Annotated in this window: 21 protein-coding genes and 1 pseudogene; 16 read left to right on the forward strand and 6 right to left on the reverse strand. The window is 72.4% G+C overall.

The annotated features are described in order from the left end of the window. Window positions 1-28: 28 nt before the first annotated feature. Window positions 29-898: a hypothetical protein gene (locus ACH4VX_RS21920; RefSeq protein WP_398369303.1), complete on the reverse strand. Its 870-nt coding sequence runs from the start codon at window positions 896-898 to the stop codon at window positions 29-31. 203 nt (window positions 899-1,101) lie between these two features. Here ACH4VX_RS21920 and ACH4VX_RS21925 point away from each other — a divergent pair, with 203 nt between their 5' ends. The 4 genes and pseudogenes from ACH4VX_RS21925 to ACH4VX_RS21940 form a co-directional block, all read left to right on the forward strand. Continuing rightward, the gene (locus ACH4VX_RS21925) at window positions 1,102-2,295 is read left to right on the forward strand and encodes an argininosuccinate synthase (RefSeq protein ID WP_398369305.1); all 1,194 of its coding nucleotides are present in this window, start codon (window positions 1,102-1,104) and stop codon (window positions 2,293-2,295) included. Between the two features lie 99 nt (window positions 2,296-2,394). Beyond that, window positions 2,395-3,828 carry an argininosuccinate lyase gene (gene argH / locus ACH4VX_RS21930; RefSeq protein WP_398369306.1) on the forward strand — a complete coding sequence of 478 codons (1,434 nt, stop codon included), beginning with the start codon at window positions 2,395-2,397 and terminating at the stop codon, window positions 3,826-3,828. Between the two features lie 205 nt (window positions 3,829-4,033). Next, window positions 4,034-5,005, forward strand: a complete 972-nt coding sequence (locus tag ACH4VX_RS21935) for an aldo/keto reductase (protein ID WP_398369307.1) — start codon at window positions 4,034-4,036, stop codon at window positions 5,003-5,005. Between the two features lie 95 nt (window positions 5,006-5,100). Then, a pseudogene (locus tag ACH4VX_RS21940) lies at window positions 5,101-5,694 on the forward strand (hypothetical protein); the annotation flags it as partial. A gap of 103 nt (window positions 5,695-5,797) precedes the next feature. Here the strand turns inward: ACH4VX_RS21940 and ACH4VX_RS21945 are convergent. Continuing rightward, the gene (locus ACH4VX_RS21945; protein ID WP_398369308.1) at window positions 5,798-6,469 is read right to left on the reverse strand and encodes a lysophospholipid acyltransferase family protein; all 672 of its coding nucleotides are present in this window, start codon (window positions 6,467-6,469) and stop codon (window positions 5,798-5,800) included. A 415-nt stretch (window positions 6,470-6,884) separates the two neighbouring features. Here ACH4VX_RS21945 and ACH4VX_RS21950 point away from each other — a divergent pair, with 415 nt between their 5' ends. The 3 genes from ACH4VX_RS21950 to ACH4VX_RS21960 all read left to right on the forward strand — a co-directional run bounded on the left by ACH4VX_RS21950 (window position 6,885) and on the right by ACH4VX_RS21960 (window position 9,197). Further along, complete coding sequence (locus ACH4VX_RS21950) at window positions 6,885-8,054, forward strand: glycerophosphodiester phosphodiesterase (protein WP_398369310.1); 1,170 nt, start codon at window positions 6,885-6,887, stop codon at window positions 8,052-8,054. 75 nt (window positions 8,055-8,129) lie between these two features. Continuing rightward, entirely contained in the window at window positions 8,130-8,642 is a 513-nt protein-coding gene (locus ACH4VX_RS21955) for a sigma-70 family RNA polymerase sigma factor (RefSeq protein ID WP_398369312.1), read from the forward strand. 57 nt (window positions 8,643-8,699) lie between these two features. Next, window positions 8,700-9,197: a GNAT family N-acetyltransferase gene (locus ACH4VX_RS21960; RefSeq protein WP_398369583.1), complete on the forward strand. Its 498-nt coding sequence runs from the start codon at window positions 8,700-8,702 to the stop codon at window positions 9,195-9,197. Here the strand turns inward: ACH4VX_RS21960 and ACH4VX_RS21965 are convergent, their stop codons facing one another. From ACH4VX_RS21965 to ACH4VX_RS21975, 3 genes are read right to left on the reverse strand one after another with little or no spacing between them, the layout of a single operon-like run. Further along, complete coding sequence (locus tag ACH4VX_RS21965; protein WP_398369314.1) at window positions 9,198-9,629, reverse strand: hypothetical protein; 432 nt, start codon at window positions 9,627-9,629, stop codon at window positions 9,198-9,200. 1 nt (window position 9,630) lies between these two features. After that, window positions 9,631-9,990: a hypothetical protein gene (locus ACH4VX_RS21970; protein ID WP_398369316.1), complete on the reverse strand. Its 360-nt coding sequence runs from the start codon at window positions 9,988-9,990 to the stop codon at window positions 9,631-9,633. Between the two features lie 13 nt (window positions 9,991-10,003). Continuing rightward, window positions 10,004-10,360, reverse strand: coding sequence for a hypothetical protein (locus ACH4VX_RS21975; RefSeq protein ID WP_398369318.1), 357 nt, complete (start codon window positions 10,358-10,360; stop codon window positions 10,004-10,006). Window positions 10,361-10,423: 63 nt separating this feature from the next. Between ACH4VX_RS21975 and ACH4VX_RS21980 the strand changes: the two genes are divergently transcribed. The 9 genes from ACH4VX_RS21980 (at window position 10,424) to ACH4VX_RS22020 (ending at window position 22,717) form a co-directional block, all read left to right on the forward strand. After that, complete coding sequence (locus ACH4VX_RS21980) at window positions 10,424-11,074, forward strand: HAD family hydrolase (protein ID WP_398369319.1); 651 nt, start codon at window positions 10,424-10,426, stop codon at window positions 11,072-11,074. 404 nt (window positions 11,075-11,478) lie between these two features. Continuing rightward, the gene (locus ACH4VX_RS21985) at window positions 11,479-12,516 is read left to right on the forward strand and encodes a methionine ABC transporter ATP-binding protein (protein ID WP_398369321.1); all 1,038 of its coding nucleotides are present in this window, start codon (window positions 11,479-11,481) and stop codon (window positions 12,514-12,516) included. Beyond that, a complete protein-coding gene (locus ACH4VX_RS21990; RefSeq protein ID WP_398369323.1) occupies window positions 12,513-13,250 on the forward strand; it encodes a methionine ABC transporter permease in 738 nt (245 codons plus the stop codon). The genes ACH4VX_RS21985 and ACH4VX_RS21990 overlap by 4 nt, the downstream gene beginning before the upstream one ends. Before the next feature lie 66 nt (window positions 13,251-13,316). Continuing rightward, window positions 13,317-14,144, forward strand: coding sequence for a MetQ/NlpA family ABC transporter substrate-binding protein (locus ACH4VX_RS21995; RefSeq protein WP_398369325.1), 828 nt, complete (start codon window positions 13,317-13,319; stop codon window positions 14,142-14,144). A gap of 131 nt (window positions 14,145-14,275) precedes the next feature. Beyond that, entirely contained in the window at window positions 14,276-14,914 is a 639-nt protein-coding gene (locus ACH4VX_RS22000) for a GNAT family N-acetyltransferase (protein WP_398369326.1), read from the forward strand. A gap of 116 nt (window positions 14,915-15,030) precedes the next feature. Further along, complete coding sequence (gene cbiE / locus ACH4VX_RS22005) at window positions 15,031-16,242, forward strand: precorrin-6y C5,15-methyltransferase (decarboxylating) subunit CbiE (RefSeq protein WP_398369328.1); 1,212 nt, start codon at window positions 15,031-15,033, stop codon at window positions 16,240-16,242. A 369-nt stretch (window positions 16,243-16,611) separates the two neighbouring features. Beyond that, a complete protein-coding gene (gene cobT / locus ACH4VX_RS22010) occupies window positions 16,612-20,397 on the forward strand; it encodes a nicotinate-nucleotide--dimethylbenzimidazole phosphoribosyltransferase (RefSeq protein ID WP_398369330.1) in 3,786 nt (1,261 codons plus the stop codon). Window positions 20,398-20,664: 267 nt separating this feature from the next. Next, the gene (cobA, locus tag ACH4VX_RS22015; protein WP_398369331.1) at window positions 20,665-21,897 is read left to right on the forward strand and encodes a uroporphyrinogen-III C-methyltransferase; all 1,233 of its coding nucleotides are present in this window, start codon (window positions 20,665-20,667) and stop codon (window positions 21,895-21,897) included. Between the two features lies 1 nt (window position 21,898). Further along, window positions 21,899-22,717 (forward strand): TrmH family RNA methyltransferase, encoded by an 819-nt coding sequence (locus ACH4VX_RS22020; protein WP_398369333.1) that lies wholly within the window; start codon window positions 21,899-21,901, stop codon window positions 22,715-22,717. Window positions 22,718-22,762: 45 nt separating this feature from the next. Here the strand turns inward: ACH4VX_RS22020 and ACH4VX_RS22025 are convergent, their stop codons facing one another. Next, window positions 22,763-24,046: a serine/threonine-protein kinase gene (locus ACH4VX_RS22025; RefSeq protein WP_398369335.1), complete on the reverse strand. Its 1,284-nt coding sequence runs from the start codon at window positions 24,044-24,046 to the stop codon at window positions 22,763-22,765. Between the last annotated feature and the right edge of the window lie 49 nt (window positions 24,047-24,095).

Below are 24,095 nucleotides of genomic sequence, written 5' to 3' on the forward strand. Positions count from 1 at the left end.
GTACGGGGCGGCCACAGCGCCTGTCACCTCACTTGGTGAGTGTGCAGGCGGCCAGGGAGTCCAGTCCGGAGGGCCGTTCGGCGGTGCGGCCGATGGCGGTGGCGATGCGGTTGATGGCGGCGACGCGCTTGTCCTCCAGGGGGCCGAGGACGGCGTTTCGGACGAAGTCGGGTCCGCCCTGTCCGGCGGTGTCGACGAGTCGCTTGTCGGCTTCGGCGATCTGCTTGTCGAGGTCGCCGAGGTTGCGCTCGACCTCGGCCCCCGCGGAGGCGGGGACCGCGGGGAGCTCGGGAGCCACATCGGGGCAGGAGACCGTGCCGACGCCGGTGTTCCCGGTCTGGCCGGTGTCCTCCCCGGCGCCCTGTCCGGCTTCCTTGGTGGGCGGTGTCGTGGTCTCCTCGCCGCCCGCCTCCTCGCCGGCGCCCGCGTCCTCCTGCTCCGCCGCGCCCTTCGCGTCGAGCGAGCACGGGGCGAGCGCGTCGAGTCCGGAGGGCCGTTCGGCGGTGCGGCCGATGGCGGTGGCGATGCGGTTGATGGCGGCGACGCGCTTGTCCTCCAGGGGGCCGAGGACGGCGTTTCGGACGAAGTCGGGTCCGCCCTGTCCGGCGGTGTCGACGAGTCGCTTGTCGGCTTCGGTGATCTGCTTGTCGAGGTCGCCGAGGTTGCGCTCGACCTCGGCCCGCGCGGAGGCGGGGACCGCGGGGAGCTCGGGAGCCACATCGGGGCAGGAGACCGTGCCGGGTCCCGCCAGTGTCCGGGCGTTCGCGTCGCCGCCGCCCCCGGACGGCTCACCGGCGAGCGCGGTGCCGGCGATCACCGCGCCGGTCAGCGCCACCGCGGCGGCGCCGCCGATGAAGCCGACGCGGCGCTTGTTGTACTTCGGAAGGGCCCTGGACATGCGGATGCCTCACTCGGGTCGGGGTGTCACGGATGTCTGTCGTGGTGTCTCGATCGGTCCGACGCGGCGCCTGCGTCCGGCGACCAGTACGTGAAAGCGGTTTCCCGTGTTCAACCCGGCTCCGGATTCGCGGCCGGATTGACGATTCATGCGGACTACTGCATACTCATGCATGTCAGCGAATGCACTGTGAGGAGAAACCCGTGACCGAGCGCGTCGTACTCGCCTACTCAGGCGGTCTGGACACCTCCGTCGCCATCGGCTGGATCGCCGAGGAGACGGGCGCCGAGGTCATCGCCGTTGCGGTCGACGTCGGCCAGGGCGGCGAGGACCTGGACGTCATCCGCAAGCGCGCCATCGCCTGCGGTGCCGTCGAGGCCGAGGTCGCGGACGCCAAGGACGAGTTCGCCGAGGAGTACTGCCTCCCGGCGATCAAGGCCAACGCCCTCTACATGGACCGCTACCCGCTGGTCTCCGCGCTGTCCCGGCCGACGATCGTCAAGCACCTCGTCGCCGCCGCGCAGAAGCACGGCGCCACCACCGTCGCCCACGGCTGCACCGGCAAGGGCAACGACCAGGTCCGCTTCGAGGCCGGCATCGTCGCCCTCGCCCCCGACCTGAAGTGCATCGCCCCGGTCCGCGACTACGCCATGACCCGCGACAAGGCCATCGCCTTCTGCGAGGCCAAGGGCCTGCCGATCGCGACCACCAAGAAGTCCCCGTACTCCATCGACCAGAACGTCTTCGGCCGCGCCGTCGAGACCGGCTTCCTCGAGGACATCTGGAACGCGCCGATCGAGGACGTCTACGAGTACACGCAGAACCCCGCCCTGCCGCGCGAGGCCGACGAGGTCGTCATCACCTTCAAGGAAGGTGTGCCGGTCGCCATCGACGGCAAGCCCGTCACCGTGCTCCAGGCCATCCAGCAGCTCAACGAGCGCGCCGGCGCCCAGGGCATCGGCCGGATCGACATGGTCGAGGACCGCCTCGTCGGCATCAAGTCCCGCGAGGTGTACGAGGCTCCCGGCGCGATCGCCCTGATCACCGCCCACCAGGAGCTGGAGAACGTCACCGTCGAGCGCGAGCTCGCCCGCTACAAGCGGCAGGTCGAGCAGCGCTGGGGCGAGCTGGTCTACGACGGCCAGTGGTTCTCCCCGCTCAAGCGGGCCCTGGACGGCTTCATCACCGAGGCCAACCAGCACGTCAACGGTGACATCCGGATGACCCTGCACGGCGGCCGCGCGGTCGTCACCGGCCGGCGCTCGGAGTCGTCGCTGTACGACTTCAACCTGGCCACGTACGACACGGGCGACACCTTCGACCAGGCGGCGGCCAAGGGCTTCATCGACATCTACAGCCTGTCGTCGAAGATCGCGGCGCAGCGCGACCTCGCGTGACCGTCTGACGGTCCCTCACGCGCAGTAGCCTGACAGCCGCCTCCCCACTCGACCGTGGGGAGGCGGCGGCACATCCGGAACCCTCGAGGAGCAATCCAAGTGAGCAGCAACAGCGGTGACGTACGGCTCTGGGGCGGCCGTTTCGCCGACGGTCCCGCCGAGGCCCTGGCGAAGCTGTCCGCGTCCGTCCACTTCGACTGGCGGCTCGCGCCCTACGACATCGCCGGCTCGCGTGCCCACGCCCGCGTGCTGCACGCGGCGGGGCTGCTCACCGAGGACGAGCTGACCCGGATGCTCGCCGGTCTCGACCGGCTGGAAGCGGACGTCGCCGACGGCTCCTTCACCGGCACCATCGCCGACGAGGACGTGCACACCGCGCTGGAGCGCGGCCTGCTGGAGCGCCTCGGCCCCGACCTCGGCGGCAAGCTGCGCGCCGGCCGGTCCCGCAACGACCAGGTGGCCACCCTCTTCCGCATGTACCTGCGGGACCACGCCCGTACCGTCGGCGGCCTGATCGCCGACCTCCAGGACGCGCTGACCGGCCTCGCCGAGGCCCATCCGGACGTGGCCATGCCCGGCCGCACCCACCTCCAGCACGCCCAGCCGGTGCTCTTCGCCCACCACGTCCTCGCGCACGTCCAGGCGCTGTCCCGGGACGCCGAGCGGCTGCGCCAGTGGGACGAGCGCACGGCGGTGTCCCCGTACGGCTCCGGCGCGCTCGCCGGTTCCTCCCTGGGCCTGGACCCGGAGGCCGTCGCCAAGGACCTCGGCTTCGAGCACGGCAGCGCGGCCAACTCCATCGACGGCACGGCCTCCCGGGACTTCGTCGCCGAGTTCGCCTTCATCACCGCGATGATCGGCGTGAACGTCTCCCGGATCGCCGAGGAGATCATCATCTGGAACACGAAGGAGTTCTCCTTCGTGACCCTGCACGACGCGTTCTCCACCGGCTCGTCGATCATGCCGCAGAAGAAGAACCCGGACATCGCCGAGCTGGCGCGCGGCAAGTCCGGCCGCCTGATCGGCAACCTGACCGGCCTGATGGCGACCCTCAAGGCCCTCCCGCTCGCCTACAACCGCGACCTCCAGGAGGACAAGGAGCCGGTCTTCGACTCCATCGACCAGCTGGAGGTCCTGCTCCCCGCCTTCACCGGCATGATGGCCACCCTCACCGTGCACCGCGAGCGCATGGAGGAACTGGCCCCGGCCGGCTTCTCCCTCGCCACCGACATCGCCGAGTGGCTGGTCAAGCAGGGCGTGCCGTTCCGCGTCGCGCACGAGGTGGCCGGCGAGTGCGTCAAGGTCGCCGAGTCCGAGGGCAAGGAACTGGACGGACTGACCGACGAACAGTTCGCGAAGATCTCCGCCCACCTGACACCGGAGGTGCGGTCGGTCCTGAACGTCCCGGGCGCCCTCGCCTCCCGCGACGGCAGGGGCGGCACGGCCCCGAGCGCGGTCGCGGTCCAGCTGGCGGAAGTGAAGGCGAACGTGGCGGCCCAGCACGTGTGGGCGAACGCGAAGCGACAGAGCTGATCGAACGCCGCTGAGGGCGACTCCCCAGGAGCGCGGGGCTGTACCGGTGTGCGGCTCCGCCGCGTGGGCGCGAGCAGTCACGGTGCACCCGCGCTCGCCGACGCACAGCGGGATCCGAGCTCGAAGGCGCCCGGCTCCCCGAGCGGAGCGGCACCGCGGGTTACGTTGGTCGGAACCGCACCGGAACCGACCGACGGAGCCCGCGATGCCCTTCGCCCGACTGGCAACAGCGACAACCCCCACCTGCCACCTCGGCCTCGGCCTCGCCGCCATCGGCCGCCCCGGCTACATCAACCTCGGCCGCGGTGACGACCTCGGAGAGAACCGCAGCGTGGAGACGCTGCGCACCCGTACGCACGAACTCCTCGACGCCGCCTACGCCCAGGGAGTCCGCTACTTCGACGCCGCCCGCTCCTACGGCCGCTCCGAGGAGTTCCTCGCCGACTGGCTGAAGAACCGCCCCGGCGTCGACGACGTCGTCATCGGCAGCAAATGGGGCTACACCTACACCGCCGACTGGTCCACCGACGCCGAGCGGCACGAGGTCAAGGACCACTCCCTCACGGCGTACGAGCGTCAGCGCGTCGAGACCGAGGCGCTGCTCGGCGACCGGCTCGACCTCTACCAGATCCACTCGGTGACCCCGCAGAGTCCCGCCCTCACCGACAAGGAGCTGCACGCCCGGCTCGCGGAGGCGGTGGTCCGGGGTCTCACCGTCGGCTTCTCCACCAGCGGCCCGGCACAGGCCGACGCCATCCGCGCCGCCCTCGCCGTCACGGTCGACGGCGAACCCCTCTTCCGTACCGTCCAGTCGACGTACAACGCCCTGGAGACCTCCGCCGGGCCCGCGCTCGCCGAGGCCCATGACGCCGGGCTCACGGTGATCGTCAAGGAGGGCATGGCCAACGGCCGGCTCGCCGCCGCGAACGCCCCGGAGGCGCTGCGGACCGTCGCCGAGGAGACCGGTCTGGGCTGTGACGCCGTCGCCCTCGCGGTGGTCCTGCGGCAGCCGTGGGCCGGCGTGGTCCTCTCCGGCGCGGCCACCACCGCCCAGCTCGCCTCCAACCTGCACGCCGCCGTCGTCGACCTCACCGACGACCAGCTGTCCCGCCTCGCCGCCCTGGTCGAGGAGCCGGGGGCCTACTGGGAGCGGCGCGGACAGCTGCCCTGGCACTGAGCACCGGCCTTTCACCACACGGCGGCCCTGAGAATCGTCGAGCTGCTGCTCGGCGGCGTACGACGACCGGACGATCCGGCGCGAAGGAAGCAGTCATGACCAGTGCCCTGCGGCCGGAGACCACGACCGAGGCGGTGAAGCGGCCGGCCGGTGGCTCACGCTCCCCGTCCTCGTGCTCGCCGTGCTGCTGGTGGCCGTCGACGCGACCGTCCTCGGCCTGGCCACCCCGTGCATCAGCGAGGACCTCGTCCCCACCGGCACCCAGTTGCTGTGGATCGGTGACGTCCACTCGTTCGTGATCGCCGGTCTGCTCGTCTCCATGGGCAGCCTCGGCGACCGCCGACGTGACCCTCTCCGGCGTGCCCGGGGAACAGGCGGGCGCGGCCTCCGCCGTCTCCGAGACGGCGTACGAAGTCGGCGCGGCCCTCGGCATCGTCGTGCTCGGCTCCGTCGTCACCGGTGTCCACCGCGGCTTCACCGGCCCGGCGGGCACCCCGGCCGAGGCGTACGAGTCGCCGGGCGGCGCGGTGGAAGCGGCGTCCTCACCGCCCGCCCGCACCGCCGGACCCATGCCGGAAGCGGCCCGCCAGTCCTTCGTCGACGGCCTCACCCCGGCAGCGGGCACAGGAGCAACGGTCCTGCCGGCGGCGGCAGCGGCATGGTTCATGCTCCGGAACCAACGGCTGGACAGCCGGCCTCAGGGGCGCGGGGCTGTTTCCGTATGCGGCTCCGCCGCGTGGGCGCGACCGGTCACGACGCACCCGCAACCCGACCCCGGGCCGGGGCCCAGTGCTACGCGGCCTTCGCCTTGCTCGCGTACATGTCCACGTACTCCTGCCCGGACAACCGCATCACCTCGGTCATCACCGAGTCGGTGATCGCACGCAGTACATACCGGTCACGGCCCATGCCGTCGTAACGGGAGAACTCCATCGCCTCACCGAAACGGACCGTCACCTTGCCCGGCCGCGGCAGTCCCGCGCCGCCCGGCTGGAGCTTGTCCGTGCCGATCATGGCGAACGGCACGACGGGCGCGCCGGTCATCAGGGTGAGCCGGGCGATGCCGGTACGGCCTCGGTACAGCCTGCCGTCGGGGGAGCGGGTGCCCTCGGGGTAGATGCCGAACATCCTGCCCTCCTCCAGCACCCGGCGTCCGGTCATCAGTGCCGCCACCCCGCCCCGGCCGCCGTCGCGGTCGACCGGGATCATGCCGGTGCCGGTGAAGAACCACGCCATCAACCGGCCCTTGAGGCCCTTGCCGGTGACGTACTCGTCCTTGCCGATGAAGAAGACCTGGCGGTCGCAGACGAGCGGCAGGATCATCGAGTCGATGAACGTCAGATGGTTGCCGGCCAGGATGACGGGACCGTCGCCCGGGATGTTCTCCGCGCCCTCCACCTGTGGGCGGAACATCAAGCGCATGATCGGACCGAGCACTGCCTTGATGAGCACGAAGCGGGACAACGGGCCCTCCGGTGGGAAACGGACGTCGGTTTATGCGGTATGAGTCTGTGCAGGTGAGGACATTACTCGCGGCCCAGGGGGTCGCGCACATCGGAACCGGCGGAGTTCACCGAGGTCTTACTCACTCTTGACCCGGGTTCACCTGCGGTGGCCCGCCCGTGGCCGGCGCGCGACACGGCGGTCGCGCTGTGACGGAAGTCGCCCGGACCCGCACACCGCACGAGTGCCCCCCTCCGTCCGGCCCAATCGGACGAGCCGTCACATCCCCGCCGGAATACGACAGGCGTACGTCATCCGCATGAGGGGCGCGCGCCACACAACATCACCCGTGTGTTCGGCCCGGGGTCTCCCGTGCGTCATCCACGCGCACCTACGATCGCCCCGCACCGGACGAGCCGACACCAGGAGGACACTCATGGCAACCCGGGAGTCGAACGAACAGGCGGGCGGAACCGGACGGCGGGCCCTCCTCGGCGCGGCGGTGCTCGGCGCCTCCGGACCGGTCCTGGCACTGGGCGGCACCGCGAGAGCCGCCGACGCGCGGCACGGCGGCGGCCGGGGGCTGAAGGGCCTGCCCGTCCCCACCGTCGTGGGCCACCGCGGGGCCAGCGGCTACCGGCCCGAGCACACCCTCGGCGCCTATCAGCTCGCCCTCGACATGGGTGCGGACATCGTCGAGGCCGGTGACCTCGTCCCCACCAGGGACGGCCACCTCGTCTGCCGGCACGAACCGGAGATCGGCGGTACCACGGACGTCGCCGACCATCCCGAGTTCGCCGGCCGCAGGACCACCAAGACACTGGACGGCGCCTCCGTCACCGGCTGGTTCACCGAGGACTTCACCCTCGCCGAGCTGAAGCGGCTGCGCGCCGTCGAGCGCATCCCGGCCAACCGCCCGCACAACACCCTCTACGACGGCCGCTGGGAGATCCCCACCTTCGAAGAGGTGCTGCGCTGGCAGGACGAGCAGACCCGCAAGCGCGGCAAGCAGGTCTGGATCTACCCCGAGACCAAGCACCCCACCTACTTCCGCGGCCTCGGCCTCGGCCTGGAGGAGCGGGTGGCGAAGCTGCTGCGCAAGCACGGCAAGGACCGCCGGAACTCGCCGGTCGTCCTGCAGTCGTTCGAGCCGACCGGCATCCAGCGGCTGCGCCGGCTGGTGGACAACCCGCTCGTGGTGCTCCTGTCCGGCGCCGGAAGCCGCCCCTGGGACTTCGTCGAGTCCGGCGACCCGCGCACCGTCGCCGACCTCATCACCCCCGAGGGACTCGAGGAGATCGCCTCCTACGCCCAGGGCATCGGCCCCACCCTCGACCTGGTCATCCCGCGCGACGCGGGCGGCCGGCTCACCGAGCCGACGACCCTGGTCCGCGACGCGCACCGGGCGGGCCTGATCCTGCACCCCTACACCCTGCGCAACGAGAACCCCTTCCTGCCCGCCGACTTCCGCAAGGGCACCGACCCCGACGCCTACGGCGACGTCTTCGGCGCCTACCGGGCGTACTTCGCCACCGGCATCGACGGTGTCTTCACCGACAACCCGGACACCGGGCTGCTGGCCCGCGAGGACTTCGTCAACGGCTGAACCGCTTCGCCCCGGTAGGGGTGAGTTCGGGTCGCTCCGGGCAACCCTGTCCGGGGCGGCCGAGTCGTTGCGCGTATGACACACGAGCCGGTCCCGGCGTACGAGCTGGTCGTCTCCCTGCGCCCGCTGCTCACCGCGGAGGCGTCCGCCGAGGCGCCCGGCTCCGGGACCGAACCGGCAGACCTGGAACAGGCGGTGTGGCTCCGCCTCCTGGAGCGCCTCGACTCCGGCGGCCCGCCGTCCGACCCCCCGGACTGGCTCCGCCGGGCCGTCCGCGCCGAGGCCCGCCGCACCCGCCGCAGGGCCCGCCGGGAAACGGCGCTGACCGGCGACCCCGCCGACACCGGCCACCACGACCCCGAAGGTCTCGCACTCGCCGCCGCCCGCCGCCGCGCCCTGCGGGACGCCGTACGACGGCTGCCCGGCCGATGCCCGGAGCTGATGGAGGCGCTGCTGTCGCCGCGCGAGCCGACATACCGGGAGATCGCGGGGGAGTTGGGTATCTCACAGGGCAGTCTCGGCCCGGAACGTTCCAGATGCCTGGGATGTCTGCGTCGTTTGCTCACGAGGGAGGTTGCGGTGCGCTGAGGACGGGGATAGGAGTGAGGGACGACAGGTGATCAGGTGAGCGGGAGGCGTGCGCACATGGGCATGAGCGTGACCATCTCTGCGGCGGCCGGGCAGGACGCGGAGCAGATCTTCAGGTTGCAGTACCTGTGCTTCCAGAGCGAGGCGGCGCTCTACGGCAACTACCGCATCGACCCGCTCGTCCAGACCCTCGACTCGGTCCGTGCGGAGGTCGCCGCCGACTGCGTCTTCGTCGCCCGCCTCGGCGACGAGATCGTCGGCTCGGTGCACGGCAGGATCACCGAGGAGGGCGCCGCCGCGATCGGCAAGCTCTGCGTCCACCCCCGCCTCCAGGGACACGGCATCGGCGCGCGTCTCCTTCGGGCCGCGGAGTCCGCCCTGGCCGGCGAGCGCGGCGCCAGGACCTTCCGGCTGCACGCCGGGCACCGCAGCGAGAGCAACCTGCGGCTGTACAGCAAGGTCGGCTACCAGCGGGTGGGCACCTCCCGGGGCGCCGACGGCGTACCGATGATCGTCCTGGAGAAGCAGGCGCAGGCCTACGCGACGACCGCCTGATCAGGACGCGGGCTGCCGCTCCGGCCGCGCCTTGCGCAGCCAGTACACGGCCGTGAGGGGCAGCAGCACGGGGATGAAGAGGTACCCCATCCCGTAGTCCGACCACACGGTGGCGTCGGGGAACGCGGACGGTTCCACCAGCGTCCAGGTCCCCACGGTCAGTACGCCCACGAGCTCGGCGGCGCAGCACACCAGCGCCGCCCTGCGGGCCGTCTCCCCGCCGCGCACCAGGGTGTAGGTGATGAAGCCGTAGACCACGCCGGCCACCGCCGACAGCGAGTAGGCGAGCGGCGCCCGGTCGAACTCGGCGGCGATCTGGTACGCGGAGCGCGACACCGCGCCGACGACCATCACCCCGTACAGCCACACCAGCAGCAGTCCGGGACCGCCGATCAGCCGTGTCCGGTTCGGCCTGTCCTGCGTCGCGGCCATCTCAGCCTCCCCAGATGTCGTAGAGCCGCACCTCGAGCACGGCCAGCACGACACCGCTCGCGGCGACCGTCAGCGATCCCCAGCGGGAGCGCTCGCCCAGCGACATGAAGCCGGCCGCCGGGACGCACGCGAACGAGCCGAGCAGATACGCCACGAAGATCGTCGCGCCCTGCTCCGGCTTCTCGCCCCGGGCCAGCTGCACGATCCCGACGATCAGCTGGACCAGCGCCAGCAGCGTGACCACGGCCATCCCGATGAAGTGCCAGTCCTTCGTCGGCTGGTCACGGTAGGCGGCCCACCCGCACCAGGCGCCGAGCAACAGCGCGGCGACACCGGTCACCACCGTCAGGACATCAAGCATGCCAGCGACCTTATTACGCCGGGAAAGCCCCGGTGTCCCCGCCCCCGGGAGCGTCGGCCCCGGCGTCCTGGGCGACCAGCCCGGCGGCGACCGCCCACCCGCGGATCCGCGCGTGCGCGCCCGCTTCGGGCGCCGGGTCCGGCGTGTACACCGGTCCCGGGGCGGTCTCGATCAGGTGGGCCATCGTCCAGGCGAGCCCGTAGCAGTCGTCCGGCCCGAAGCAGCCGGCCAGGGCCTCCGCCTCGGCGAGGCTCAGCGGGCGCGTCATCGCCTCCAGTTGCCGTGCCCTGCGGTCGATCTCCGCTTCCTCCCCGGTCTCCTCGTCGGGCAGCGGTCCGTCCGCCACGAAGGCGCTCACCTCGGGTCCCATGCCGTGATGATCGCCACAGCCGGGGAATCCGGCAAGGTCCGGCGGGCCCGTAAGGTCGATGGCATGACCATCCATGCGCAGGCCCTGCTGTTCGACAACGACGGAACCCTCGTCTCCTCCCTCGACTCCGTGAACCGCTGCTGGACGCGGTGGGCCGTCGAGTACGGGATCACGGCCGGGGAGTTCGGGCGGGTCGAGCTGCACGGACGGCCGGCCGCGGAGATAGCCGCCGATCTGCTGCCCGCCCATGTCGTGCCGGAGGCCGTCGCGCGGATCGAGGAGCTGGAGGTCGAGGATGTACCCAACGGCGGTGTGGAACTGCTGCCGGGGACAAGGGACTTCCTCGCCGCGCTGCCCGCCGGGCGGTGGGCCGTCGTCACCTCCGCCACCCGGCGTCTCGCCGAGGCCCGCCTGGAGGCCGTCGGCATCCTGCCCAAGACCCTGGTCGCCGCCGACGACATCACCCGCGGCAAGCCCGACCCCGAGCCCTACCTCCTCGCTGCCCGCACCCTCGGCGTCGACCCCGCGCACTGCGTCGTCTTCGAGGACGCCCCCGCCGGACTCCAGGCCGGACGCGCCGCCGGCATGACCACCGTGGCCTTGGCCACAACCCACCGGGCCCACGAGCTGACCGCCGATCTCGTCGTCGAGGACCTCTCGGCCCTGTCCGCACTGGTCACGGACGGGGGAGTGGAGATCGCCGTACGTCCCTGACGTGCGCGCATCGCTGTCCATGGCTGTCCAGAATACGGACAGCCATGTCCGGTCAGGAGTAAACGTCTGCTTTACTGATCGCATGACCACGACGAGCGACCGCATCCCTGCGACCGAGGCGACCCTGACGCCCGGTGCTCGTTGTATGTGTCAGTGCCGAATGCGCGCCTTCTAGAGGGCCCCCGCACCATCTGAGCCTCGCGCCCCGAAGCGAGAGCCGGCTCACGTCCGCCCGGATTCCCCGCGACCGCGACTGGGCCACGCCCCCGCGCGCACGTTTCTCCCCTTGTGACGGGCCCCTCGCCGGGCCCGCGAGATCCGCGCCGCCCTGCTGCTTTCGACCCTGAACGCCTCGTGCCCGGCGCCCACGACGCGCCGTGCACTCGACAGTGACGGATACCCACGTGATCACCACCTCGGGCCTCACGAAGGTCTACCGCTCACGCGGCCGGGAGGTCACCGCCCTCGACGGCGTCGACCTGCACGTCCGCGAGGGCGAGGTCTACGGCGTCATCGGCCAGTCCGGTGCCGGCAAGTCCTCCCTCATCCGCTGCGTCAACCTGCTGGAACGCCCCACCTCGGGCACCGTGACCGTGGCCGGCCGGGACCTCACCGCGCTCGCCGGCCGCGGACCCCGGGCCGGCAGGGAACTGCGGCAGGCGCGCAGCCGTATCGGCATGGTCTTCCAGCACTTCAACCTGCTGTCCTCGCGCACCGTGCAGGACAACGTCGAACTACCGCTGGAGATCCTCGGAAAGTCGGGGAAGGAACGCTCCCGCAAGGCGCTGGAACTGCTCGACCTGGTAGGCCTCGCCGACAAGGCCAAGGCCTACCCCGCCCAGCTCTCCGGCGGCCAGAAGCAGCGCGTCGGCATCGCCCGCGCCCTCACCGGTGACCCCAAGGTGCTGCTCTCCGACGAGGCCACCAGCGCCCTCGACCCGGAGACCACCCGCTCGATCCTGCACCTCCTGCGCGACCTGAACCGCCGGCTGGGCCTCACCGTCCTGCTCATCACCCACGAGATGGACGTCGTGAAGTCGATCTGCGACTCGGCCGCCCTCATGGAGAACGGCCGCATCGTCGAGTCCGGCACGGTCACCGAACTCCTCGCCACCCCCGGCTCCGAACTGGCCTCCGCGCTGTTCCCGGTCGGCGGCGAGGCGTCCGGTGACGACCGCACCGTCCTCGACGTCACCTTCCACGGCGAGAGCGCGACCCAGCCGGTCATCTCCCAGCTCTCGCGCACCTACAACATCGACATATCGATCCTCGGCGCCGCCATCGACACCGTCGGCGGCCTCCAGGTCGGCCGCATGCGCATCGAACTGCCCGGCCGCTACGAGGACAACGTCGTACCCGTCGGCTTCCTGCGCGAACAGGGCCTGCAGATCGACGTCGTGGACCGGGAACAGCCCGCACTGGTGAAGGAGGGGGCCAAGTGACCTGGTCCCAGATGCAGCCGCTGCTCGAACAGGCCTGTACCGAGACGCTGATCATGGTCGGCTGGTCCACCCTGATCGCCGTCGTCGGCGGCCTTCCGCTGGGCATCCTGCTCGTCCTCACCGACAAGGGCGGACTGCTGCAGAACACCCTGGTGAACAAGGTCATCGGGCAGATCGTGAACATCGGCCGCTCGCTGCCGTTCATCATCCTCATGGTCGCCCTGATGAACTTCACCCGCTGGGTCACCGGCACCACCATCGGCAGCGAGGCCGCGATCGTGCCGCTCGCCATCGGCGGCATCCCCTTCTTCGCCCGCCTCGTCGAGACGGCCGTACGCGAGGTCGACCACGGGCTCGTCGAGGCCGTGCAGGCCATGGGCGGCAACACCTGGACGATCGTCCGCAAGGTCCTCGTCCCCGAGGCGCTGCCCTCGCTGATCGCCAGCACCACCACCACGATCATCGCCCTCATCGGCTACTCGGCCATGGCCGGCACCGTCGGCGGCGGCGGACTCGGCGACCTCGCCGTCCGCTACGGCTACCAGCGCTTCGACACCGGCCTGATGTGGATCACCGTCGCGATCCTCGCCGTGGTCATCTCGCTCATCCAGTTCGCCGGCGACTACGCGGCCCGTGCCCTGCACCGCCGCGGCGGCCGCTCCGGCGCCTCGCCCAGGCTCCGGCTCCTCAAAGCCAAGGAGCCCGCCGCGGCCGACATCAGCAAGGTCGCATAACCCTCCCCGGAAGACTCCCCGTAATACCCGACACGGGGCCGCACCACCCAAGGAAAGGCACTTTTCGTGCGTAACACCGCCAAGATCACCACCGCCGTCCTCGCCGCCGGAGCCCTCACCCTCGGGCTCACCGCCTGCGGCGCGGACAAGGACGCCGCCTCCGACACCTCCGGCCCGCTGGTCGTCGCCGCGAGCCCCGTGCCGCACGCCGAGATCCTCGATTACGTCAAGGACAACCTCGCCGAGAAGGCCGGCCTCGACCTCGAGGTCAAGGAGTTCACCGACTACGTCACCCCGAACACGGCCACGGAGGACGGCTCGGTCGGTGCCAACTTCTTCCAGACCCAGCCGTACCTGGACGACTTCAACAAGAAGAACGGCACTCACATCGTGTCCGTCGTCGACGTGCACCTGGAGCCGCTCGGCCTGTACTCCCACAAGGTTGAGAAGGCCGACGAGCTGAAGAGCGGCGCGACGATCGCCATCCCGAACGACACCGTCAACGAGGGCCGCGCCCTGCAGCTGCTCGCCGCCAACGGGCTCCTCACCCTCAAGGACGGCGTCGGTACCGCGGCGACCCCCGCCGACATCACGAAGAACCCGAAGAAGCTCACGTTCAAGGAGCTCGAGGCGGCCCAGACCCCGCGCTCCCTGGACGACGTCGACGCCGCGGTGGTCAACGGCAACTACGCCATCGAGGCCGACCTCAAGCCCGCGAAGGACGCTCTCGTCCTGGAGTCCGCCAAGGGCAACCCGAACAGCAACCTCCTCGCCGTCAAGGAGGGCCAGGAGGACGACCCGCGCGTGAAGAAGCTCGCCGAGCTCCTCACCTCGCCCGAGGTCAAGAAGTTCATCGAGGACAAGTACGCCGGTTCCGTCCTCGCCTCCTTCTGACCCGCCCCCACGCCACTCACGGGGTCCACTCCGCTACAAGGAGTGGACCCCGCAGTGCGGTTCAGTGCCTTCATGCTGCATGCTGGGCAGCTCAGCAGCACCCGACGGTCTCTCAGGTTACGGAGCGGCGCATGACGAGCACCTTCCCCAACATCTCCATCAGCACGGAGCGGTTGGTGCTTCGTCCCCTCGACACGGACGACGTCCCCGCCCTCGCCGAGATGATGAACGACGAGCAGGTCGCCGCCTGGACCGACGTCCCCCGGCCCTTCACCGAAGAGGCCGCCCGCACCTGGATCACCGAGTACGCCCCCGCCGAACGCACGGCCGGCAACGGGCTCGACCTCGCCGTCACCGAGTTCCTCACCCAGCGCCTGGTCGGCGTCATCCAGCTCACCAGGACCAACTGGCACGTACGGTCCACCGAGCTGTCCTACATCGTCGCCCCCTGGGCGCGCGGCGAGGGCTACGCCTCCGAGGCCGCGCTCGCCACCGCACAGTGGCTCTTCGGTGACCAGAAGTTCGAACGCGTCGAACTGCGCACCGCCGCCGACAACACCGCCTCGCAGCAGGTCGCCCAGAAGATCGGCTGCATCAGCGAGGGTGTGCTGCGGGGCGCCTGCATAGCCCACGTCCGCACCGACGACGGCGGCTGGAGCGACGTACGCACCGACTTCATCGTATGGAGCCTGCTGCCCGAGGACATCGAGGGCGCGTACGGACAACTGACCGAAACCGGCGAATTCACCCAGTACACGGACTGGAACTGACCTTCGCGCGAGGCGCCGGCGGCACGCTCCCCGGCCGCACCAGGTAGTCTCACGGAGCCCGCCCCGTGGCGGGACAGCCGACGACGACCTGCGCAAACCCCAGGAGACTGACGACGATGGCCGACCGGGTCACGGTGATCGGCTGGGACGGTTCGCCGCTGACCACCGCGGCCCGCGCCGCGCTGGGTGCCGCCACACTGGTGGCCGGCGCCGCCCACCATCTGGCACTCCCCGAGGTGCCCCCCGGTGCCGAACGCGTCCGGCTCGGCTCCGTCGCCCTCGCCGCCCGCCGCATCGCCGCCCACCGCGGCACCGCGGTCGTCCTCGCCGACGGCGACCCCGGCTTCTTCGGTGTCGTACGGACCCTGCGCGCACCCGAGTTCGGCCTCGAGGTCGAGGTCGTCCCCGGCGTCTCCTCCGTCGCCGCCGCCTTCGCCCGCGCCGGAATGCCCTGGGACGACGCCCATGTGGTCGTCGCACACCCGCGCACCCTGCGGCGCGCGGTGAATGTATGCCGAGCCCACACCAAGGTGGCAGTGCTCACCTCGCCCGGCGCCGGTCCCGCCGAACTGGGCCTGCTCATGGAGGGCGTCCACCGCACCTTCGTCATCTGCGAGGAACTCGGCACCGGGCGCGAGCAGGTCAGCGTGGTCACCTCCGACAAGGCCGCCGACCACACCTGGCGCGACCCCAATGTCGTCATCGTCGTCGGCGGCCGGGCCGGCGCCGGTGAGTCCGGCGGCTGGCTCGCCGGACGCGACCCCTCCACCGGCCCCCGCGGCTGGTCGCTGCCCGCCGAGGAGTACGGCGGCGACCTCGGCGAGGGCGAGCGGGAACCGCTGCGTGTCTCCCAACTCGCCCGGCTGGGACCGCGGGTCGGTGACCTCGTCTGGGACATCGGCTGCGGGAGCGGTGCCTTCGCCATCGAGGCGGCCCGCGCGGGCGCCGCCGTCATCGCCGTCGACAGCGACCCGCACGCCTGCACCCGCACCGAGTCCACCGCCCGTCGGCACGGGGTCCAGTTGCAGATCGTCCACGGCACCGCCCCGCACGTCCTGGAGAACCTCCCCGAACCGGATGTCGTCCGGGTCGGCGGCGGGGGAGCGGCCGTCGTCTCCGCGGTCGCCGACCGCCGTCCGCAGCGCATCGTCACGCACGCCGCCACCCGCGACGGGGCCGAACTCGTCGGCCGGAACCTGGCGGAGCACGGCTACCAGGTCGAGTGCGCCCTGCTGCAGTCCGTCGAACTCGACACGAGGGCCTGGACGGAGAAGGAGCGGAGCGTCGCGTTCCTGCTCAGCGGGGTACTGCCCGCGCGCGGCAACTGATCCGATTGCCGTCCCCGTGATCGGATTGTCCGACCGCGCGAGGTAGGCTGGCCGATCGTTGTACCGCACCCGGACGCCCGGCGCTTCGTTGGCCAATGTCCGGAAAGCGTGCCCGTTTTGGGGTGGGTCGTGGTACGGCAGGAACCGGAGGACGCGCAACGTGGCGCAGTCCACAGCGGAACCGTCGCCGATCAAGCTGACGCGACGGCCGTACGGCCGCGAGAATGACGGTGAAGGGCTTTGTCGCCTTTTTCGGACGGACCGTTCGTGCCGCTGGGGACGCACGCTCGTTCTTCAGTGTGGGGCGGTCGGTGCGCCGTCCCGGGTGAGCTGGTCGTAGGAGCACTAACCGATGGGCGAGGGGTACGCATGACCGACACCGGCCAGGTCCCGGGCGAGGGACTGCCGGAGAACGCAGGCATGGTGGAGCAGCCGGGCGTCCTCGCGCCCGACGCGTACACCTACCTCTCCGACAGTCCCGCCGAGGAAGAGGACCTGTTGCTGCCCGGCGCCCAGAGCGCCTGGGGCAACGAGATCGCCCCACCCGCGCCCGAGCCGGTCGTCGAGACCGTGCACCAGCCGGGCGCGCACGAGATGGCCGGCCGTGACAGCGGCTCGGTCGACCTCGGCGGCGTCCGGCTCCCCGAGCCGCCGCAGCCGGCGCCGCGCCGCCCGCTGCACCTCGGCCCGCCGATTCCCGACGCCAACGCCGGCCCGGTGCGCTCCCTCGCCGACCGCGGTCCCGCCGACGTGCCGGTCCGCCAGGCCGGTCCGCCGTCCCTCGGCCCCGAGTACCTCGACGTTTCGCACGCGCGCGAGGCGGCGGTACCGCAGGCCGCGGCGCCCTGGGGCGCGCAGCCCACGGCGGGGGCGGTGGCCGCGGAAACGGTTGTTCCGGTTCCGGAACCGGTGGACGCGGCCCAGGCGGTCGTGACCCGCATCGCCACGGAGGCGGGGGCGGGGGCGGTACAGGACACGGGGAGTGTCGCCGTCGCGGTCGCCGGTGCCGGTGAGGCCGCGGGAACCGGTCCCGGTACCACCGCGGGCGGGGAACAGGGACCGGTCCCGGCCGCGGATCACGGCCTGCCCGGCGCGTCCGCCGCCGAGCCCGTGCAGGAGGCCGGGGCGCAGCGACCTGCCGAGGCGGACCAGGCACCCGCACCCGGGCCCGCTGCTCCGGAGCACGCCCAGGAACCGGAGGCGTCCCCGGCCGCCGAGGTGCCGTCCTCCGAGCCCGCTCAGGTCGCCGAGGTGCCGGTCGCCGTGCCGGATCCCGCTCAGGTCGCCGGAGTGTCGGTCGCCGTGCCGGATCCTGCTCAGGTCGCCGAGGTGCCGGTCGCCGTGCCGGATCCTGCTCAGGTCGCCGGAGTGCCGGTCGCCGTGCCGGATCCCGCTCAGGTCGCCGAGGTGCCGCAGGCCGCCGTTTCCGAGTACGCCCCGGAGGCGGACGCTTCCCACGGCGCTCAGGTACCGGGTCCCGACCCCGCGGCACCACAGGCCGGTGAGGTGGTGGACGCGGAGGCTGCCGTGCCGGTGCAGACCCGGGCGGCGGAGGCGTCGCAGGACGCTCAGGCACCAGGTGCGGTGGCCGCCGCACCGGACCACGCCCAGGAGGCCGAGGCACCACAGGCTGTTCAGCCGCCCGGACCGGAAGCCGCCGTGTCGGAGTTCACGCAGGTGGCCGAGGTTTCTCAGGCCGTTCCGGTGCCGGGTGTCGATGTTGGGGCGGCGCAGGTTGCCGGGGTGGCCGAGGTTTCCCAGGCCGTCCAGGTACCGGGTGCGGTGGCTGCCGTGTCGGAGTTCGCGCAGAGGGCCGAGGCGTCTCAGGCCGTCCAGGCACCGGCTGCCGAGGTGGTCGGCACGAGGGCTGCCGAAGGGCCCGAGGCTGCCCAGGCCGTTCCGGTGCCAGACACGGAGGCTCTCGCTCCGGAGCACGCCCAGAATCTCGAAGCTTCCCCGGACGCCCCCGCGCCGGGCGCCGACACCGCCGTACTCCCCGGGACTCCCGCCGCGGAAGCGGACGACACCGCGGCCGAAGCCGCCGCACCCGATTCCGGGGCGACGGGTGACGAAGCCCTCGCGGAGGCCCCCGCGCCCGAGGCCCCGGCCGCCGTCGGCCCGGAGGCACCCCCCGCTGCCGACGAGGCGGCCGACGCCGTTCCGGCAATCGACGCGGCCCCGGTCCAGGGCCCCCAGCAGACTCCCACCACCCACCCGGAGACCGGGCCGGCCCGGCCCGTGGGGGAGCTCGTCCCCGTGGACGGCACCGTGCCCACCACCCCGCACCTCGCGCCGACCCCGCCCCAGGGCGTGGCCGTCCCCGCCGGGGAACCCCGCGAGGCGGACGCCGAACCCGCGCAGAACCCGGACGACCTCGACACCCAGGGCGCCGGCGTGGACGCGGAAGCCGCGCGGCCCACCGGTCCGGCCGCCCCCGGCTACGACGATGCCGAGCGCGAGGCCGTACTGAAGGTCATGCGCGAACGCCGGGACATCCGCAACGGCTTCCGCAGCGACCCCATCCCGCACGAGGTGCTGCTCCGCGTCCTGGAGGCCGCCCACACCGCGCCCTCCGTCGGCCACTCGCAGCCCTGGGACTTCGTCGTCATCCGCTCCGCCGACACCCGGCGCAGCATGCACGAACTGGCCATGCGCCAACGCGACGCCTACGCCAAGTCACTCCCCAAGGGCCGGGCGAAGCAGTTCAAGGAACTGAAGATCGAGGCCATCCTCGACACGCCCGTGAACATCGTCGTCACCGCCGACCCGACCCGCGGCGGCCGGCACACCCTCGGCCGCCACACCCAGCCCCAGATGGCGCCGTACTCCTCCGCGCTCGCGGTGGAGAACCTCTGGCTCGCCGCCCGCGCCGAGGGCCTCGGCGTCGGCTGGGTCAGCTTCTTCGACGAGCGCGAGATGGTCCGTGCGCTGGGACTCCCCGAGCACCTCGATGTCGTCGCCTACCTGTGCGTGGGCTACGTCGACGAGTTCCCGGACGAGCCCGAGCTGATGCAGGCCGGCTGGTCCAAGCGCCGCCCGCTGTCCTGGGTCGTGCACGAGGAGACGTACGGCCGTCGCGCCCTGCCCGGAGAGGACCCCCACGACCTGCTCGCCGAAACCGTCGCGCAGATCCGCCCGCTGGACGCCAAGGCGCTCGGCGAGGCGTGGGAGCGTCAGAAGCGCATGACCAAGCCGGCCGGGGCGCTCGGCATGCTGGAGATCATCTCCGCCCAGCTGTCCGGCCTCTCCCGCCAGTGCCCGCCGCCCATCCCGGAACCCGCGGCCGTCGCGATCTTCGCCGGCGACCACGGGGTGCACGCCCAGGGCGTCACCCCCTGGCCGCAGGAGGTCACCGCGCAGATGGTGGCCAACTTCCTCGGCGGGGGAGCGGTCTGCAACGCCTTCGCCGCCCAGGTCGGCGCCGAGGTCTGCGTCGTCGACGTGGGCGTCTCCTCCGACCTCCCGGCCACCCCCGGTCTGCTGCCGCGCAAGATCCGCGCCGGTACGTCCGACATGACCACCGGGCCCGCGATGACCCGCGAGGAGGCCAGGAAGGCCATCGAGGTCGGCATCGAGACCGCCCGCGACCTGGTGGCGGCCGGCAACAAGGCCCTCCTCACCGGCGAGATGGGCATCGCGAACACCACCGCGTCCGCCGCCCTCATCTCCGTCTTCACCGGCGCCGACCCGGCGGAGGTCACCGGCCGCGGCACCGGCATCAACGACGAGACCCTCGCCCGCAAGACCGAGGTCGTCCGCCGCGCCCTCGAACTCCACCAGCCGGACCCGGCCGACCCCGTCGGCGTCCTGGCCGCCGTCGGTGGCTTCGAGCACGCCGCCATGGTCGGCCTGCTCCTCGGCGGCGCGTCGCTGCGCACACCGGTGATCCTGGACGGCGTCAGCGCCGGTGCCGCCGCCCTGGTGGCCCGGGCCATCGCCCCCGAGGTCCTGGCCGCCTGCATCGCGGGCCACCGCAGCGCCGAGCCCGGCCACGTCGCCGCCCTCAACAAACTGGGCCTCCGCCCCCTGGTCGACCTGGACCTCCGCCTCGGCGAAGGCACAGGCGCACTGCTGGCGCTCCCCCTGGTCCAGAGCACGGCGCGGGCCATGCACGAGGTGGCGACCTTCGACTCGGCAGGGGTGACCGAGAAGTAGCCCGGACGGCTGTGGGCAGTCGTTCCTCCCCCAGTACCTCAAGGGTCTGGGTGGTACCCCCAGGCGGAACGGGTGGGCACAGCCGTCCACTCACCCGCACGTGCGGGGACCGGGGGCAGCGCCCCCGGTCTCGGGAAGGAGCGGGCCGGGGAAATCACCCCACCCGCCCCGGCCCCACCGGACGCGCGCATAAAATCCCCACCTCAGGCCCGCTCCGACGCAGCAGCGTGCCCGCTGACCCACCGCCTGCCCGAGGAGCCTCACCTGATGGCCGAACACCCCGCCTACCCCGTAGGCCTCCGCCTCACCGGCCGCCGGGTCGTCGTCCTCGGCGGCGGCCAGGTCGCCCAGCGCCGCCTCCCCGCCCTGATCGCCGCCGGCGCCGACATCCACCTCGTGTCCCCCGGGGCCACCCCCTCCGTGGAGGCCATGGCGGACGCCGGCGAGATCACCTGGCACCGGCGCGGCTACGCCGAAGGCGACCTCGCGACCGCCTGGTACGCCCTGATCGCCACCAGCGACACCGAGGCGAACACCCGTGCCTCCGCCGAGGCGGAAGCGAACCGCGTGTGGTGCGTCCGCTCGGACGACGCCGACGCGGCGACGGCGTGGACCCCGGCCACGGGCTCCAGCGAGGGCGTCACGGTGGCCGTGCTCACCACGCGGGCGCGCGGCCGGGACCCCCGCCACACCGCCGCCATCCGCGACGCCGTGGTCGAGGGTCTGCGCGACGGCACCCTCGTCGCCCCCCACCACCGCACCCGCACCCCGGGCGTCGCCCTCGTCGGCGGCGGCCCCGGCGACCCGGACCTGATCACCGTGCGCGGTCGCCGCCTGCTCGCCGAGGCCGACGTCGTCATCGCCGACCGGCTCGGCCCGCGCGACCTGCTCGCCGAACTCCCGCCGCACGTCGAGGTGATCGACGCGGCGAAGATCCCCTACGGCCGTTTCATGGCCCAGGAGGCCATCAACAACGCGCTGATCGAGCACGCCGAGCAGGGAAAGTCGGTGGTCCGGCTCAAGGGCGGCGACCCGTACGTCTTCGGCCGGGGCATGGAGGAACTCCAGGCGCTCGCCGAAGCCGGCATCCCCTGCACCGTCGTCCCCGGCATCTCCAGCTCCATCTCGGTCCCGGGCGCGGCCGGCATCCCCGTCACCCACCGCGGTGTGGCGCACGAGTTCACCGTGGTCAGCGGGCATGTCGCCCCCGACGACGAGCGCTCCCTGGTCGACTGGCCGTCCCTGGCGAAGCTGACCGGCACCCTCGTCGTCCTCATGGGCGTCGACAAGATCGGCCGGATCGCCGAGACCCTGGTGGCGAACGGCAAGTCCCCCGACACCCCGGTCGCCCTCGTCCAGGAGGGCACCACGGCCGCCCAGCGCCGGGTCGACGCCACCCTCGCCACGGTCGCCGAGACGGTCGTCGCCCAGGAGGTCAGGCCGCCGGCCGTCATCGTCATCGGCGAGGTCGTCGCCGTGGGCCCGCGCGGGACGGCGTGACATGGCCGAGATCATCACCGTCGACGACCCCGGTGACCCGCGGCTGCACGACTACACCGGCCTGACCGACGTGGAACTGCGCCGCCGCCGTGAACCCGCCGAGGGCCTGTTCATCGCCGAGGGCGAGAAGGTCATCAGACGGGCCGGGGAAGCGGGCTACGCGATGCGGTCGATGCTGCTGTCCGCGAAGTGGGTCGACGCCATGCGCGACGTCATCGACCGGGCCACCGCGCCGGTGTACGTCGTCGACCCCGTGCTCGCCGAACAGGTCACCGGCTACCACGTGCACCGCGGCGCGCTCGCCTCCATGCAGCGCACACCGCTGCCCACGGCGGCCGACGTGCTCCGGACCGCCCACCGGGTCGTCATCATGGAGTCGGTCAACGACCACACCAACATCGGCGCGATCTTCCGCTCCGCGGCGGCCCTCGGAATGGACGCAGTCCTGCTCTCCCCGGACTGCGCCGACCCCCTCTACCGCCGCAGCGTCAAGGTCTCCATGGGCGCGGTCTTCTCCGTGCCGTACGCCCGTCTGGACACCTGGCCGAAGGGACTGGAGTCGGTGCGCGAGGCCGGGTTCGGGCTGCTCGCCCTCACTCCCGACGAGAAGGCCCGGCCCCTGGACGAGGTGGCACCGCACCGTATGGACCGGGTGGCCCTGATGCTGGGCGCGGAAGGGGCCGGTCTGTCCGGTCGGGCCCTGGCCGCCGCCGACGAACGGGTCCGCATCCCGATGGCGCACGGCGTCGACTCCCTCAACGTGGGAGCCGCCGCGGCGGTCGCCTTCTACGCGGTGGCCACGGGGCGTCCGCAGGAGTAGCGGCCCGGACGTCGCGGTTCGGACGTGCTCACTGCTGCCGGGGCCTCACCCGGGGCCCTGGCAGCCCTGCACCAGTGCGATCCCCAGCGCGACGACCAGCGTCACGACGACGAACACGAACAGCCGCTGCCTGAGCAGTCGCGGATTGGCCGGCCGCAGGCCGGTCCCGGTCGTCCGGGGCGCCGGACGACGGGCACCGGTGCCGGACCGCGTGGTGTTCCGGGACGCCGGCGTGGGGCGCGGTCCGGAGCGGGACGGCGTGCCTGCGCGCGGGGAGCTGTCGCGCGGGGAGCCGCCGCCCCGCGAGGGGGGAACGCTCCGGTTGTTCCGCCCGGAAGACGAACCGCTGTTCCTGGGCGCGGGGCCGCGTCCGCGCGGTGGCGGGGTCCCCTGACCGCCCTGCCGGCGCTGCGGCCGCTCCGGGTAGGTGTCCGCGAGACGTCCGGTGGGCCGCTCCGTCTCGGCGCCGCGCGGGGCCGGCGGACGCACGTCGGCGAGGCCCTGGGCCTCCCGCGCGGCGATCTCCTTGAGCCGCAGCGACAGCTGGAGCGTGCTGGGCCGCTCCCCGGGGTCCTTCGCCAGGCACGCGCGGACGAGGGGGGCCAGGGCGTCCGGGACGCCGTGCAGCTGGGCCTCCTCGTGCACCACGCGGTACAGCATCACCTCGGAACTGCCGTGCCCGAAGGGCGAGTCGCCCATCGACGCGTACGCGAGCGTGGCGCCCAGCGAGAACACGTCCGTGGCCGGGGTGACGGCCGCGCCGCGCACCTGCTCCGGGGCGAGGAAACCGGGCGAGCCGACCGCCGTGCCGACGTGTGTGAGCGTCGACGCGCCGGTCGCCCACGCGATGCCGAAGTCGATGATCCGCGGCCCCTTCGGGGACAGCAGGATGTTGGACGGCTTGAGGTCCCGGTGCACCACACCGGCCTCGTGCACGGCGACCAGCCCTTCGGAGAGGGCCGCGCCGACGGCGGCGACGTCGGCCGCGCCGAGCGCCCCCTCGTCGGCGACCTTGTCGTGCAGCGAGGGCCCCGGCACGTACTGCGTGGCGAACCAGGGACGGTCCGCGTCGAGGTCCGCGGCCACCAGCCGGGCCGTGCAGCCGCCGCGGATGCGGCGGGCCGCCGAGACCTCGCGCGCGAACCGTGAGCGGAACTCCTGGTCCTCGGCCAGGTCGGGCCGGATGACCTTCAGCGCGACCCGCTGCCCCTTCTTGTCGGAGCCCAGGTAGACCACGCCCATCCCACCCGCGCCGAGCCGTCGGTGGAGCCTGAAAGAGCCGACGACGCGCGGGTCCTCGCGCCTCAGGCGCATCATCGCCATGTTCATCCCCGCTGCCCGGTCCTATGACGTGCCACAGCTTACGTTTCCACGGCCG

Source organism: Streptomyces sp. NPDC020731 (genome assembly GCF_044334705.1).
Lineage (GTDB): Bacteria > Actinomycetota > Actinomycetes > Streptomycetales > Streptomycetaceae > Streptomyces.